The 14,637-nt window shown below is 57.8% G+C and carries 12 protein-coding genes and 2 pseudogenes; 5 read left to right on the top strand and 9 right to left on the bottom strand.

Going from position 1 to position 14,637, the window contains the following annotated elements:
* Positions 1 to 6: 6 nt before the first annotated feature.
* Complete coding sequence (locus QNI87_RS02095) at positions 7 to 876, top strand: alpha/beta hydrolase (protein ID WP_300593280.1); 870 nt, start codon at positions 7 to 9, stop codon at positions 874 to 876.
* A gap of 14 nt (positions 877 to 890) precedes the next feature.
* On the opposite strand, the gene QNI87_RS02090 is transcribed toward QNI87_RS02095, so the two are convergent.
* Positions 891 to 2,264 (bottom strand): glycoside-pentoside-hexuronide (GPH):cation symporter, encoded by a 1,374-nt coding sequence (locus tag QNI87_RS02090; protein WP_300593277.1) that lies wholly within the window; start codon positions 2,262 to 2,264, stop codon positions 891 to 893.
* A gap of 63 nt (positions 2,265 to 2,327) precedes the next feature.
* Here QNI87_RS02090 and QNI87_RS02085 point away from each other — a divergent pair, with 63 nt between their 5' ends.
* A complete protein-coding gene (locus QNI87_RS02085) occupies positions 2,328 to 2,975 on the top strand; it encodes a TetR/AcrR family transcriptional regulator (RefSeq protein ID WP_300593274.1) in 648 nt (215 codons plus the stop codon).
* A 54-nt stretch (positions 2,976 to 3,029) separates the two neighbouring features.
* Here QNI87_RS02085 and QNI87_RS02080 read toward each other — a convergent pair whose 3' ends face one another.
* The 3 genes from QNI87_RS02080 to QNI87_RS02070 all read right to left on the bottom strand — a co-directional run bounded on the left by QNI87_RS02080 (position 3,030) and on the right by QNI87_RS02070 (position 8,032).
* On the bottom strand, positions 3,030 to 5,390 hold the full coding sequence (locus QNI87_RS02080; protein ID WP_300593271.1) for a TonB-dependent receptor: 2,361 nt from the start codon (positions 5,388 to 5,390) through the stop codon (positions 3,030 to 3,032).
* A 198-nt stretch (positions 5,391 to 5,588) separates the two neighbouring features.
* Positions 5,589 to 7,319, bottom strand: coding sequence for an L-arabinonate dehydratase (gene araD / locus QNI87_RS02075; protein ID WP_300593268.1), 1,731 nt, complete (start codon positions 7,317 to 7,319; stop codon positions 5,589 to 5,591).
* Positions 7,316 to 8,032, bottom strand: a complete 717-nt coding sequence (locus QNI87_RS02070) for a FadR/GntR family transcriptional regulator (RefSeq protein WP_300593265.1) — start codon at positions 8,030 to 8,032, stop codon at positions 7,316 to 7,318. Before QNI87_RS02070 ends, araD begins: the two co-directional genes overlap by 4 nt.
* A 118-nt stretch (positions 8,033 to 8,150) precedes the next feature.
* Here QNI87_RS02070 and araD1 point away from each other — a divergent pair, with 118 nt between their 5' ends.
* Entirely contained in the window at positions 8,151 to 9,143 is a 993-nt protein-coding gene (gene araD1 / locus QNI87_RS02065; protein ID WP_300593262.1) for an AraD1 family protein, read from the top strand.
* Complete coding sequence (locus QNI87_RS02060) at positions 9,143 to 10,570, top strand: aldehyde dehydrogenase family protein (protein ID WP_300593260.1); 1,428 nt, start codon at positions 9,143 to 9,145, stop codon at positions 10,568 to 10,570. The genes araD1 and QNI87_RS02060 overlap by 1 nt, the downstream gene beginning before the upstream one ends.
* A 330-nt stretch (positions 10,571 to 10,900) precedes the next feature.
* On the opposite strand, the gene QNI87_RS02055 is transcribed toward QNI87_RS02060, so the two are convergent.
* The 4 genes and pseudogenes from QNI87_RS02055 to QNI87_RS02040 form a co-directional block, all read right to left on the bottom strand.
* A complete protein-coding gene (locus QNI87_RS02055) occupies positions 10,901 to 11,128 on the bottom strand; it encodes a conjugal transfer protein TraD (protein WP_034959144.1) in 228 nt (75 codons plus the stop codon).
* A gap of 22 nt (positions 11,129 to 11,150) precedes the next feature.
* Positions 11,151 to 11,456 (bottom strand): annotated as a pseudogene (locus tag QNI87_RS02050) (conjugal transfer protein TraD).
* 209 nt (positions 11,457 to 11,665) lie between these two features.
* Entirely contained in the window at positions 11,666 to 12,367 is a 702-nt protein-coding gene (locus tag QNI87_RS02045) for an RES family NAD+ phosphorylase (protein WP_300593253.1), read from the bottom strand.
* Complete coding sequence (locus tag QNI87_RS02040) at positions 12,354 to 12,785, bottom strand: antitoxin Xre-like helix-turn-helix domain-containing protein (protein ID WP_300593250.1); 432 nt, start codon at positions 12,783 to 12,785, stop codon at positions 12,354 to 12,356. The genes QNI87_RS02045 and QNI87_RS02040 overlap by 14 nt, the downstream gene beginning before the upstream one ends.
* A 245-nt stretch (positions 12,786 to 13,030) precedes the next feature.
* On the opposite strand from QNI87_RS02040, the pseudogene QNI87_RS02035 reads away from it, so the two are divergent.
* Positions 13,031 to 13,273, top strand: a pseudogene (locus QNI87_RS02035) (tyrosine-type recombinase/integrase); the annotation flags it as partial.
* 128 nt (positions 13,274 to 13,401) lie between these two features.
* Here QNI87_RS02035 and QNI87_RS02030 read toward each other — a convergent pair.
* Entirely contained in the window at positions 13,402 to 14,628 is a 1,227-nt protein-coding gene (locus QNI87_RS02030; protein ID WP_300593247.1) for a DUF418 domain-containing protein, read from the bottom strand.
* Positions 14,629 to 14,637 lie beyond the last annotated feature (9 nt).

The following is a 14,637-nucleotide window of genomic DNA, read 5'->3' as shown; positions in this document are numbered from 1 at the left end:
CGACGCGTGGCCGATCACACTCTGAAGATGCCGGATGGACGCACAGTCGGCTATTGTGATTATGGCGAACCTGGCGGTGTGCCCGTCTTGTGGTGTCATGGCGGGCCGGGGAGCCGGAAGGAACCTGCGGGCGCGGCAGCAGGCGTAGCCGATGCGAGTCTTGATTTGCGGCTGATCGGCATCGACCGGCCAGGCTATGGCCTGTCAACGCCGCAGCCCGGACGCACGATTGGCGGATGGTGCAGCGATGCCCTTGCCGTTGCGGATGCTCTCGGCCTTGGGCGGTTCCTGACTGCCGGAATCTCCACCGGCGGAGGATATGCGCTCGCACTCGCCGCAAACGCGCCCGAGCGCGTTGCCGGTGTTGTGGCAAGCTGTGCTAACACCGATATGCATCACGCTCCTGCGGCAGAAGGCATGCCTGGGGTTTGGAACCATGATGTCTGGAACGCTCCCGATCGCGAGGCTGCGATCTCTCTGACACAGGATCGCTTCGGCGAGGATGGCAGCAAAATGCTGGGACTGTTCACCGATCTTTCGAAAGCCGACATGGCGGTTCTTGCCGATCCGGCGATGCTGGCCAACGCCGAAGCGAACCGCCGGGAAAACTTTGCCTTTGGGGTGCAGGGTTTCGTCGATGACCGAATTGCCGATGGGCCGCACGGGCCGGGCTGGAGAAGCTTTGACGTCGGCGCGATCGAGTGCCCAGTTATCCTTGTGCACGGGGGTGAAGATACCCTGATCCCGGTCTTCATGGCGCACCATACGGCAAGCCTGATCCCGCATGCAGACCTGCGGATCTACGACGAGCTAGGCCATATCAGCATTATTCCGCAGACGTTGATGGCGCTGAACGATCTCGCTCGGCATTTCTGAGCGGCCGCCGTTGCTCATGTCTTTGCTTGTTCACGGTGAGCAGAGGCGATCTCAACCAATTCGGCGTGGCGAGCGCGGTCGAGTTCGTAACCGCGAATGATGAGCAGAATGGCAACACAGCCCAGCGCAGGGATCAGGGCCATGATGGCCTTCATTCCCGCCAGTGTTGCCTCGCTTTGGTCAACATTGGCTTCAAACCCGGCCCAGCCCAGAAGCTGACCCAAGAGCAGAGCGTTGATCCCGATCGCCGCCTTTTGGGCAAAGGCGGCGAAGCCAAATGTCTTCGCCTCGGCGCGAACACCGAGCATCGCTTCGCCATACTCAATGGTGTCGGGCAGCATGGACCAATACATTACCGGTAAAGCGGCTACGCCGAAGCCAATGACGCAAATGACCGTCATGATAAGGACAATGTTTGCGCCCGAATAAAAATAGAACACGAGATAGCCGACAAGTGCGATCGATATCCCGCCGGCCAAGGCATCGCGTTTGGACCGTTTGCCAGCCAGCCAAACCCAGAAGGGGACAGTCGCGATCAGCAACATAGCAGGCAAGGTAAGCGCCCAGACGACCAGATCGGGCTGAACCAAGTCGTACTTGAAATGGTAGAGGACGTTCTTGCTGAACATGCCGATGCAGACAGAGCCGAGGATGATCACCGAGAAGACCCGGATCAGCGGCGGATTGCGCAGGAAGAGCGGCCCCATCTGAGCCAAATCCTGCAGGAAAGGAGGGCGCTCCATATGGTCATCTTCGCGATGAGGTTCGCGCATGAAGGCAAAGCATAGTCCGAGACTGACGAACGTGATCACCCCGCCAAGGCAGGCTGCGGCAAAATAGGCATCGGCTTCTCGGCCTGGGCCATAAAGCGAGACCATGACCGGGGTCATGACCGCGACCATGAGACCGCCGCTCGCGGCACCAGCCATGCGGAATCCCGCCAGCACCGCGCGTTCTTGCGCGTCGTCAGTCAGGCGGGCCTGCAAGGCGTTAAAGGGCATGCTCACCAGCGTGTAGGCCGTGCGCAGCAGCAAATGCGTGACCAGAGCCCAGACAACCGGATCAATCTCGAGCGGGCCGGGGGTAGAGAACGCAAGCGGATAGCTGACGGCCAGCGGCACAGCCCCGAACAAGAGCCACGGGCGATACTTGCCCCAGCGCGTGACCCGCGCACGTTCGGCAAGGGTTGCAATGATAGGGTCCGTGATCGCGTCCCAGATCATGGCGACAAGATAGATTGCGCCGGCAACAGCAGGGGCAATGCCCATGACGTCGGTGTAAAAATACATCAGGAACAGCGCGGTGCCCTGCCAGATCAGTACGAACGACAAATCGCCGATACCGAAGCCCAGCCGCGATGGAAAAGGGACTTTCGGGGATCTGGGCATCGCTTAGCCTCCTTCTCGCGGGATCATTGCGAGGCGGCAGACCTGTATGGTAGCCCGAGCTGTATGGAAAAGCTGCGCCAGCGATCTGCTAAGAAGAAGTACGATTCCAAACGCTCTCGGGCTGACATCTTGCAAAGCGCGCTGGAAGAGTTTGCTGAGAAAGGGTTCGAACGGGCGCGGTTGCGCGATATCGCGGCGCGGGTCGGCCTGACCCATGGCAATATTCGCTATCACTACAAGACCAAGGACGAACTCTGGCTCGCCGCAGTCGAGTTCTTGTTCAAGCGGCTGGACCGGGAAATCGCTGTCACCGCCCAAGAGAGCGAGCGACTGGCCCGTGGTGATCGCGAAGCTTTTCGCGAATGGCTGCGAAAGTATGTCTATTATTGCGCGCGCCATCCCGAGCATGCCCGGATCATGCTGCACGAATCCGTGGCTGCCTCGGATCGACTGGAAATCGCGATCAACCGATATATGCGCGAAGGCCACAGCAAGGCCCGGCTCTTGCTCGAAACCCTGAAGAAAAGTGGGGTCTTTCCGAAAGAGGCCCCCTCGGTTTCGCTTCTCTACATCATCACCGGAGCTTGCCAGAATATGTTCGCGGTAAAGGAAGAAATCCAGATCGCGCACGGTTATGATTGCACCACAGATGAGGCTGTGCAGGCCCACGCCGAGACAATCGTCAACATCTTCTGCCCGATAGACGAATGAACCCGCGCTGGCCTGCGCAGCCTCTCCGATTGCTGCCTTGTTGACCCACAGCAATCAATACTGAACGGCCAGTCTTACACCGAAAGTCCGCCGGGCTTCGACCGTCACGAACTGAGCCGTGCCGCCATCATCGAAGACACCCGGAACGATAGCGGTTGCAAAGTTCTGATCCGTCAGATTGCGACCGAACACGGTCAAAGTGGCCGTCCCGTCCCACAAGGTCGTGCCGATTTGCGCATCAAGCAGCGCATAGGCGTCAATCAGAGTGTCCGGATTGCCATTGTTGGATGACAAGGTCTCACTGCGATATTGCAGCCCGACCTGCGCGAAAGGACGGGCGCTCCCGATGTCATCGAAATCATAGCGGCCCACAAAATTCATGATCCAGTCTGGCGATAGGCCCAGATCAACGCCATCCAGGTTTTGAAACCGGTTTCCGTCGGCATCCGTCATACAGCCTTCTGCCTCAGTCTGCGATGCATAGCATTCAGCCTGATCGAAATCCTGGTAAGTCGCCTTGGTGTAAGCGACAGTCCCGCTTAGCGTGAAGTTCTCGATCGGTATGACTGTCAGTTCGGCTTCGAAGCCATAGGTTTCGACGGAGCCCGCATTGACGACCGAGAAGCCTGTTGCCCCTGAATCCGTTGGCACAAGCGATTGCGCCTGAAAGTCATCGATGATCGTATAAAAGCCAGTGAGATTGGCCGTCAAACGACCGTCTGAAGTGCGCGACCTAACACCCAGTTCGAACTGGGTTGGAATTTCCGGCGCAACAGTCGCAAACTCACCTGACCCGGGTGACGTTTCGAGTGTATCAAAACTGGTGTTCGTACCGGCGGACTTATACCCGCGTGTGACTGTGGCAAAGAAATTGGTGTTCTCATTCGGTTGCAGCTTGGCGCCCAGCCGCCAGACCAGCGCAACGTCATCCTCGCCCGCTGTGAGGGGTGTCGCTTCGGTTGGGCCGAATGCGCGTGGTCCCACAACGATCGCACCGCTAGGCGCACTGTCCACCTGCTGGCGAAGCATCGTCGAAGAAACATCGGAATAGAGCAGGCGCAATCCTGCGATCAGTGTCAGATTATCGGTCGCGTCGAACTCGCCTTGGCCGAACAGAGCCAAATTCGTTTCGTCGGTCGTCGCATTCATCGTGCTGCCGGTTGTGGTTCCTGGCGGAATTAGACCCAGAGCGTCAAATCCGAACGTGCCGATCGCCTCTTGCCTGTCGACAACCTCTTGAACGAAGGCAAAGGCACCCAACAGATAGCGCAGGCGCTCCTCCTGCGGCGACACCAGCCGGAACTCCTGGCTGAATTGCTCCTGCGTCAAATCCCCTGAGTTCACTTCCAAGAACAATTGGGGCACCAGGTCAGCATCATTGTTGTCGCGGCTTTCCCAACCGCGGTATGATGTAAGCGAGACCAGTTCATGATCTCCGACCGGAATGCTCGCCTCGACATAAATGCCGTACACCTCAGCCTCGGCGAAGAAATCACCCTCGCTGGCAATCTGGTCGTTCTCTGGAGACGCCGTGATGCCAGCCGCCGTAGCAAGGCTGGGGATCAAGGGGATGCCTGTGCCAAAGATACCGGTGCCTGGGCTGCCGTCCGAGAAGCTCCGTGCTGTCAGCGCGCCGGACCTGTCGTCGCGCTGGCTGTAGTCGGCACCGATCACGAGATCTGCACCGCCCCCCAGATCGATCGCAAGCTTCCCACGAAAGCCAAAGTCGTTGCGATTGTTAAGGTCAGTTTGCGACGCGTCGGGATTGATGTTTTCAACAATACCGTCGCGGCGGTTCATGAAGCCGCTAATTCTTGCAGAAATCCCATCTGAAACAGGTCCGGAAATCGCGCCTGAAAGATTGACCTCGTTGAGGCTGCCGTAAGAAGCGGATGCGTCGACCGTTAGTTCATCGGTCGGATTCTTGGTGACGAAAGAGACAACCCCTGCCGACGCGTTCTTGCCAAACAATGTGCCCTGCGGGCCACGCAAGACTTCGACCCGCTCAAGGTCGGAAAAGTCCAGCAGGCCAGCGCCTTCGCGTCCCAGAACAACGCCATCGACAACGATGGCGGTGCTGCCTTCAATTCCAGAGTTGAATAGGCTGGTGCCAATCCCGCGGATAATTGTCGCTGATTGTCTGGCGTTAACCCCGGCGTTGAACGAGATTCCGGGTGCCACGTATTGTAGCTGTTCGAAGCTGTCGATCTGGCGAACGCTCAAGTCGTCCGCGCCGATCGAGGTGACGGAAATCGGCACATCCTGGATATCTTGTTCAACGCGCTGCGCCGTTACCACGATAGTGTTCGGGCTTTCGGCTGATGCGTCGACTTCTTCCTGCTGGGCGAGCGCAGGCTGTCCGGCTGCGCATATCATTGCCCCGGCGGCGATCCCGTAAAGATATGCTTTTTTCACGATGTTCTCTCCCTCCACGCGTGCCGATGACTTAACACTCGGCATATTTTTATCCCGCTGGATAGATGACCACACAGCGCTTCACAAGAATGTATCCAGCGGGATAGATGAGGAGGGAGGCCAAATTGCCCCCATTGCGACAGATTTGTCACACAGAGGTATTGGTTCATGAGCGTTCGGGAGAAGGTGCCCTGCTAATCAGTGGCTCTCTCTGGGGACCGCAGCACCACGCCTGCCATGCAGGAAATCAAAATCGCAGCCCTCGTCAGCCTGCGTAACCCGGTCGACATAGAGGCTCTGATATCCGCCCTTCATTGCCGGCTCGGGCGCCTGCCAAGCCGCGCGCCTGCGGGCGAGCTCGCCCTCTTCCACCTCCAGAGTGAGGCGCCGTGCTTCGACATCGAGCGAAATAGTGTCGCCCGTTTGAACCAAAGCGAGGGGGCCGCCAGCGGCAGCCTCAGGAGCGCAATGCAGAATCACTGTGCCATAGGCTGTGCCGCTCATACGTGCATCGGAGATGCGCACCATATCGCGCACGCCTTGCTCGAGAAGCTTCTTGGGCAGGGGCATGTTCCCAACCTCAGCCATCCCAGGATAGCCGCGCGGACCGCAATTCTTTAGCACGAGGATACTATTGGCTGTGACCGGAAGGTCGGGGTCATCGATGCGCGCCTTCATGTCTTCGATGGATTCAAAAGCGACCGCTTTGCCGCTGTGTTTCAACAGGTGTGGGCTGGCGGCCGACGGTTTTAGAACCGCTCCATTGGGTGCAAGATTTCCCGTCAGAACCGAAATACCACCATGCGGCTTAAAAGGCTGGTCATAAGGAGTGATCACGGCGTCATCATAAACGACCGCGTCCGCAAGATTCTCGCCTAAGGTCTGACCAGTCACTGTAACGGCATCAAGATGCAGCTTATCTTTCAATCGACTCATCACGCCAGGAAGACCGCCAGCATAGTAGAAGTCCTCCATGAGAAACTGACCAGATGGCATAAGATCAACGAGGCACGGAATGTCGCAGCCAATCCTGTCCCAATCGGCTAAGCTGAAATCAACCTCGGCGCGCTTGGCCATAGCCAGCAAATGCAGGACGGCATTGGTCGAGCCGCCCACCGCTCCGTTGACGATTACCGCGTTTTCAAATGCCGCGCGAGTTACGATCGAGGAAGGTTTCAGATCCTCGCGCACCATATCAACAATCCGGCGACCCGTGAGCCAAGCGAGGCGTTCTCGGCGCGCATCAACCGCTGGGATTGCCGCATTGGTAGGAAGCGCAAGGCCCAGCGCCTCCACCATGCTGGCCATAGTCGAGGCAGTGCCCATCGTCATGCAATGGCCGGCCGAACGCGACATGCCTTCTTCCGCGGCCATGAATTCAGCTTGAGAGATTTTGCCAGCGCGAACTTCTTCGGACAATCGCCATACATCTGTTCCAGAACCGACGGTGCGGCCCATATAGCGACCATTGAGCATGGGGCCGCCGGAAATGACTATTGATGGCAAATCGCAGGAGAGCGCCCCCATGACCAAAGATGGGGTGGTTTTGTCGCAGCCGGTCATTAGAACAACGCCGTCAATCGGATTGGCTCGGATTGATTCCTCCACATCCATGGCAGCAAGATTGCGCAGGAGCATCGCTGTGGGGCGCAGATTGGTTTCACCAAGCGAAGTGACCGGGAAGTCCAGTGGTATTCCGCCCGCCTGATAGACGCCAGCCTTGATCTTCTCGGCCAGCCCCCGAAAATGCGCATTGCAAGGAGTCAGCTCGGAGAAGGTGTTGCATATCCCGATAATCGGGCGGCCATCAAAGCTGTCTTCGGGCAGACCGTGATTCTTCATCCAAGAGCGGTGCAAGAACCCATCTTTGCTGAGCTGGCCGAACCATTCCTGCGAGCGGCGTTTCGGCTTCGCCGGAGGTGTGGTCATGTCTCTGGTTCCGCAAAAAGTACTTTTCTGGCCTCATCCAGCAATTCCGTCATCGCCAAACGCGCGGCTGTTTCATCTTTCGCCCGAATGGCATCGAATACGGCGGTATGGCGCGGTAGCGCGACCTGCCTTTGAGCGGTGCGACGCGAGCTGCGTTTGAAACTCTCGATCAAGGCTTTGCGGATGACCCCAAGAAATTGGCCAAAGATGACATTTCCACTGGCGGCAATGATCGCTGCGTGAAAGGCAAAGTCCGCATCAAAATGAGCATCACGATCCGCTTCGGTTAAGGCCATATCATCAAGCGCGGATTCGATGGCAACAAGGTCTGTGGCGCGGGCGCGACGCGCCGCCATTGCGGCGGCCTCTGGCTCGATCAGCAAGCGTGTTTCTATCAATGACTTCAACAGTTTCTCAAGCGCAGGCCCGGACTCCATCCAGCTTAGAATATCGTTGTCCATCAATTGCCAATGGTCCGGCGTTTGAACGATGGTCCCCACGCGCGCTCGCGCAACCAATAGGCCCTTTGAAGCCAGGACACGCAGGCATTCGCGAACAACCGAGCGCGACACGCCATATTGCTCACAAAGCGACATCTCATTGGGGAGCGTTTCCCCTGGCGCCACATCCCCATTGACGATCATGGCACCGAGCTGACGACTCAACTCGTCATGCATGCGCGGACGCCGAAGCGGCGTTACTGAAGCGGTCATGTCCAAAACCTAGCGGGCTGTATATAAGCCAGAAGCTTGCAATTGTCAGACAATTAAGTCAATACATCTGACATAATAATATGCGGCCCGATGTGGTCGGGTTGCGAGGGCAATTGCCATGCTGTTGGTACAATTCACGAGCGATCAAGATCAGCCGGTCTGCGGCTTACTTGACCCTATTACAGATCAAGTCAGAACGCACACTGAAGGGCTTTCGACCTTCACCTTCATCAATGCAATAATGGCAACGAGTGGAACGTCGTTGAAAGATGCGAGCCACCATTTTCAGGGCGCGATTCTCAAAGCGGAGAATTTGGCACAAGAACAGCGCTTGCTGCCACCCATCACGCATCCAGACCCGTACCGATGTCTGGTCAGCGGCACTGGACTAACTCACAAAGGCAGCGCCGAAACTCGCGATCAGATGCACGCCAGCGCCGCTGCGGAGGCGGAAACGGATACCGCACGATTGTTTCAATGGGGCTTGGAGGGCGGTGCAGCGACATCAAAGCCTGGAACACCGCCAGAGTGGTTTTACAAAGGCGATGGAGCGAGCGTTGTTGCACCCGGTGCTGCCCTGGTCTCTCCCGCGTTTGGACAAGGGCCTGGGGAAGAGCCCGAACTCGCCATGATCTATCTTGTCGATGCAAACGGTCAGCCGCAGAGGATCGGATCGGCGCTCGGAAATGAGTTTTCCGATCACACAATCGAAAAGCAAAACTACCTCTATCTCGCGCATTCCAAACTGCGTCCCTGCAGTATTGGCCCAGCCCTGAGGCTTGGTCTGCCACCGCGCGACATTCACGGGACAGCCCGGATCGTGCGACACGGCGCACCGGTCTGGCAAAGGTCTTTCGCAACGGGAGAGGCGAATATGACCCATTCGCTCGGCAATCTCGAGCATCATCATTTCAAGTATGAGCGTCATTGTCGACCGGGCGACCTACACATCCATTTTCTCGGCACGGCCGTTCTGAGCTTCGCGGATGGGGTAGAACTTACCGATGGCGATGTCATGGAGATTGGTGCGCCGGATTATGGATCACCCCTTTCCAACCCGGTCGTCATCGAACCTGCGAACGCAACCGTTGTTCATGTGGGAGAGCTTTGATGGACATCTATAAGAGCCGCATCGCAGGCGAGCTCCGAGGGGGCGGGGCCACTTTGGAGAACCGCAACCCGTCCGATCTTTCCGACCTTATCGGGGTCACGCACATGGCCGATACAAACGTCCTCGATGACGCTGTAGAGGCGGCGCGGAACGCGCAGCGTGCCTGGGCCGCGACTTCTATCTGGGATCGTGCGCACATCCTCGACGCCGCGGGCAATCTGGTCTTTGAACGCAAGCAGGCGCTTGGCGAGCTGCTGGCGCGAGAGGAAGGCAAGACACTGGCCGAGGGCATCGGTGAGACGGCGCGCGCCGGGCAGTTGCTCAAGTTCTTTGCTGGTGAGGCGCTACGCTTGAATGGCGAAGTCATCGATTCTGTGCGCCCGGGAGTAGATGTCTCAATCACCCGCGAGCCCTTGGGCGTGGTGGGCGCGATTACGCCATGGAATTTTCCGATCGCGATTCCCGTTTGGAAGCTGGCCCCGGCTTTGGCCTTTGGTAATGCCGTGGTGATGAAACCGGCATCGTTAACCCCGGCTACGGTCGATGCGCTCGCCGCAATTCTGGATGAGGCCGGCTTGCCGAAGGGTGTATTCAACCTTGTGCAGGGCAACGGACAGATAGGCGCTGAGCTAGTCGGTCACGACGGAATCGATGCCGTGACGTTCACCGGCTCCTTTGGCGTCGGCGGGAAAATCATTAAGGCATGTGCAAAATTGCGCCGAAAAGTCCAAGCCGAGATGGGAGGCAAGAACCCGCTGCTTGTGCTGGATGATGCGAATATCGATAACGCCGTCGATTGCGCGTTGAATGGCGCGTTCTTCTCGACCGGGCAGCGCTGCACAGCATCCTCGCGCCTCATCGTCACCGACGGGGTCCACGACGCTTTTATCGACAAGCTGATAACCGCGATGAAAAGTCTACAGGTTGGGCACGCGCTGGAAAAAGCCACCCAAATCGGCCCCGTTGTCTCGCAGAGCCAGCTTGATAGCAATCTCAACTCTGTCGCACGGGGAGCGGAAGACGGCGCTGAAGTGATCGGCGGAGAGCGGCTCAACCGTGATACAGAAGGATTCTTTCAGGCGCCCGCCCTACTTGTCGGAGCAAACAACAAGATGCGGACCAGCCGTGAGGAGATTTTCGGGCCGGTTGCCTCGGTCATCCGCGTCGCCGATTACGATGAGGGATTGGCGACTTGCAACGACACCGACTTTGGCCTTTCCGCCGGTATCTGCACCACTTCGTTATGCGCGGCGCGAGACTTTCAGCGCAATGCCGAAGCGGGCATGGTCATGGTCAATCTGCCCACGGCCGGGGTCGATCCACATGTCCCATTCGGTGGGCGCAAAGGTTCCAGCTATGGCGCACGCGAGCAAGGCAGCTACGCTCGCGAGTTCTTCACCCAGGTCAAGACCGCCTATGTAGGCTAGGTCGGGAGTTGCGAGAGGTTTGTGAGCTCGCAGCTTTGAATTGAGTCATTCGTGTTGATTGACAGCCTTTCGAGCCTTTGCCGTTTAGTGCCATACTCACCCCGAAGCACTTGGTGGACCGACACGGGCGGTGCTCATGCTCTAACTAACTTAACAGATGACGCTTCGGCCATGGTTGCGTGCGTTGCGCTCAAACTTTCCAACACGGTTGCGTTTGAAGCACGATGTCCGCTTTCGGTAAGGGCAATCTCACATTCCAAAGTCCGACTTTAGGGCGCTAAGCTGCCGCTAACCCCATTTGCAGAGTCTGGAGCCGCTCTCCTTTGCCGATCAGCCTGATTGCTCCGCCTCGAATGCCCGCTTGCCTTTGCGTCGGAACAACACTAGCGCCTGCGCTCCGTCCGGCCCGCGGAGCTTGGCAGCGACGGTGAGGAATGCTCCGTAGAGCGCAGCACGATCATCGTCGGTCAGTTCGACCAGATCGGCTTTTGCAACCAGGCCGCCCAGCTCGATCAGTTGCCGGGTCCGTTCGCGGCGTTTGACCTGCCATTCGCGCATGTCTGTTCGTGCCTTCGCCGCCTCAAGCCTGTGCCGCGCCGCCATCAAGCGATAGAGTGCCTTCCGGCTGTTGGCGAGGTCCGCTCGAATTGTCGCGTGACTTACCTTGAAAGAAGGCCGCGCCGCGCTTGCGCCAGCCCTCCCCGATTGCCTTGTCGGTATTCGCCGCAGCATCGAGCAGTGCGCCTGCCAGGACATCGGCATCGAGCGCGTCGGCTCCTGTTGCAGTGACCAGCGCATCAAGGTCGCGCACGCGGCGTTCCTTTAACTACTTTGCCTTGTCGGCAAGTGCCTTCAGTTCCGAATCAAAATCGCGGGGCTTGCGCAAGTGTTGTCTCCATCGTTGGTGTGATGGAGTGATGATAATCGTGGTTGTAATCCAATGCAGTAAGGTCGCCGGGACAGTGTGAACCCGCCTAGTTCTTTGCCTCCTTTAACGCCACAGTGGATGTGGATCTCATGGCTTCGGCGCTCTCTGAACTTCCGGGCGTCTCGATAGTTGAAGTTCCGCAGAAACGACGTCTGATTGGTTTGTAGCTAGAGACCGCGAACCTCAAAATCCGCACTGCCGTTCCAGATAAGTCGGTACATCTCACCCTGGACCACCGATTGCACAACATTCGGCCAAAGAGCCGCAATGCAGGTGCCGCCTGCATGGCGTACCGAAGGGTAGATAATGCCGTTGTGGCCCTCCCCGCGAGCTTTGGCCGCCAAAGCGTTACCAACGGCGTATCCTTCTTCTTTGTTCGGGTTGAGCGCCGGGTGATCTGGCATATCGCGAAGATCCACGAAGACGCCCGACATGCTGGCAATCATCTCGCCATACTCGACGACCGCATTGAAATCGCCAGCATCAGCCAATGCCTGTGTCAGATGGACGCCAACCTCTGCAATTGAGGTTTCGACGTCGAGAGCCGCGTACCAGGCGCCGCGATCAGCCGGATTAAACCGGTTTGGATCGCGCGGTTTGGCATACGCAAAACTGGCATTGATGAACTTCGCATGCGGCACTCCGTGTACGAGTTCGTCCGGAGATACACCGCCTGTACCGCGCTCCTCGGCAATCAAGCGTGAGCTGGTTGCGCCCTCTATCTCGGCCAGCAGCGCAAGCTCTTCCTCATCGTCAGCGAGCGGTGACATCACGGCGTCGCGCAGCCGCGCGCTGCTCACGAGACGCACAGTACGCTCGAAAGCCTCGCGGGTCAGTGGCGGTTCTTGCTGCTCTTCAGAGCCCGCCACGAAGCGCGTCGATATACTGCCGGGTTTCAAGCATGCGCGGAATACCACCTTCGATCATCGCATCGACGGGCGACATCCGATCAAAGACAGGTGCTTTGTTCTCCAACTTAGGCCAACGGTCAGCCATGTCGTTCGCAAACAGCAGGTGGAGGCCTTTGAACAGCCCGATAAGCGCAGAGGCGCGCGTCAGTTGATCCTGACTTAGAGTCCCTTCCCAAGTCCCCGCTTTCATACGGTCCCACGTGCTAAGTGATACACCGAGGAGCGCCGACCCTTCAGCGTTGCTGGTACCCCAAGCATCAGTAAGTCGCAGCACAGCTTTGACTGCTGCGCTTGTCAGGCGACCTCGATCATTCTCGTTTGAGAAGGTTTGCAAGCCGACCAGCGCTTCGACTTCTTGAATTGCTAGAATTGCCATATCACGTCTCCTGACGTTTCTATAAGCGTCACATGACGAAATATCAATTAAATCGCAGAGCGAACATGATGTTCGAACGGGTCGTCACAGCTCCTATTCAGTCAGCCAACTTTATCTAACACCGCTGATCCGATAGCGCCTCCCCGCCCCCGAAACCGTCAACCGATAACGGTCTAGTGTCAGCTTTGCGCCCTAATCCAAGACGTAGCCATTCCAGATCTTAGCTACCGAAAGCGGACATTCGCCACTTGAGCACCCGACAATACGCACGACTTGTAGATGAGTGGGTAACAGCTGTCGGCTTGCCGCCGGAGGAATATGGCACCCACTCGCTGCTCCGAACCAAGGCTTCAATCATCTACAAAGCCACGGGCAACATTCGGGCAATCCAAGTTCTGCTGGGTCATTCCAAGATCGATAACACTGTGCGATACTTGGACGTCGATATCGAAGATGCTCTGACGCTCGCCGAAAAGACCGAAATCTGACTGCTATTGGGCGCCGGCCTCTTTCTGTCTGGCGTCCGCATCCTAAGAAAAGCGGTTTCTGGCAGTGGCGTGCAATGCTCAGTACTAGAGTGCCATCCGTGCTCGGGAACGCTGAGAGCGATGAACAGCTACTGCCTTTTCGACGACACCAGGCGAAATGACTGTCGCCGACCATAGGTCAAAGAGCGCCACACCCACTCAAACGGCCCAAATCGGTAGCGGGCAAGCCAGAGCGGTGCGGCGATCAGGAAGAAGGCCCACACCCCGATCGTGATCAGCATTAAGCCGCCGAGAGACAGCTGCCCAAACAAACCCAGCCCGAGGCCCGAAAAAAGGGCCAGACCTATCACCGATTGCAGGATGTAGACTGTGAAGGCGGTGCGGCCTGCAGCTGCCAGCGCCTTCGCCTGCCATCCGGCCGATACGGCCGCAACGATCAGTGACGACCAGACGAGCGCTCCGCCAAAGCGATGAGCGTAACCTGATACATTGAGCACAGCTTTCTCCAACTCGGATTCACCTGCGGCCAGAAGCGGAAGGACATGCTCGGATGCAGCGACAATAAGGCCGGCGACTGCCAAGATCGCGTACGTATTCAGCGAGAGCTCTCCGCTCAAAAAGCCGGTTTTGAGCAAGCCCATCCCGATCAACATCACCCCCAACGTGTCGATCCAGACACCGCCCACCAAAAACAGATCGATCATGTAGTACCACGCTGCATGTAGCCTAGCCGAAACCTGGTCTCCGACAGAACCGAGCATGATGTCAGCCACTTCCAGATGCGCCTGTGATGCGGACGACCAGAGGACAGCGGCAGGCCCTGGCTCTGCGATTGGCAATAGGGTGTAGTGAGTATAGGCGGCGATTTGTAGAGCGAAGCCCAGACCCAAGAGAGTCACTGCCCTTAGCTGGGCAAAGGGAACTGCGAGAAAGCCCACTAACGCATACCAGATCAGGATATCCCCTTCGCGTAGGAAGATCAGGTGCAGCCCCCCAAACACGGCCAGCCAGAACAGCCGGCGGAGCACCACGCGCATCTGCACCGGGTTATCTCGCGCGAGCAACAGGGCGAGCCCGGCGCCAAAAAGCGCGGTGAAGATCGTGACGAACTGGCCGTGAATGAACTCGCCTTGGACAAACGCGATCCAAGCCGCCACCTCACCTTCCCAGAGTGATCGGGTGACGTAATGGTTGTAGCCGTTTGCCATCATCTTGATGTTGACCACAAAGATCATAAGCACGGCGACGCCCCGCAAGACATCAAGCGTGCCGAGGCGCGCGCTTGTTGTAGGGGCACTGGAGCGATCGGTGGACATCTCGTGGGAAGTCACCTCTGCTGTCTGGTTAGCGATCATCGACCATCC

This window comes from Erythrobacter sp., from assembly GCF_030066995.1.
Taxonomy (GTDB): domain Bacteria; phylum Pseudomonadota; class Alphaproteobacteria; order Sphingomonadales; family Sphingomonadaceae; genus Erythrobacter.
The sequence above is the reverse complement of the archived record's forward strand: the minus strand, read 5'-3'. Positions and strand labels throughout refer to the sequence as shown.

Coding starts and splice junctions, on each gene's coding strand:
- QNI87_RS02090 (WP_300593277.1), bottom strand. CDS start 2,264: ATGCCCAGATCCCCGAAAGTCCCTTTTCCATCGCGGCTGGGCTTCGGT.
- QNI87_RS02085 (WP_300593274.1), top strand. CDS start 2,328: ATGGAAAAGCTGCGCCAGCGATCTGCTAAGAAGAAGTACGATTCCAAA.
- araD (WP_300593268.1), bottom strand. CDS start 7,319: ATGACCACACCTCCGGCGAAGCCGAAACGCCGCTCGCAGGAATGGTTC.
- QNI87_RS02070 (WP_300593265.1), bottom strand. CDS start 8,032: ATGACCGCTTCAGTAACGCCGCTTCGGCGTCCGCGCATGCATGACGAG.
- araD1 (WP_300593262.1), top strand. CDS start 8,151: ATGCTGTTGGTACAATTCACGAGCGATCAAGATCAGCCGGTCTGCGGC.
- QNI87_RS02060 (WP_300593260.1), top strand. CDS start 9,143: ATGGACATCTATAAGAGCCGCATCGCAGGCGAGCTCCGAGGGGGCGGG.
- QNI87_RS02055 (WP_034959144.1), bottom strand. CDS start 11,128: ATGCGCGAATGGCAGGTCAAACGCCGCGAACGGACCCGGCAACTGATC.
- QNI87_RS02040 (WP_300593250.1), bottom strand. CDS start 12,785: ATGGCAATTCTAGCAATTCAAGAAGTCGAAGCGCTGGTCGGCTTGCAA.
- QNI87_RS02030 (WP_300593247.1), bottom strand. CDS start 14,628: ATGATCGCTAACCAGACAGCAGAGGTGACTTCCCACGAGATGTCCACC.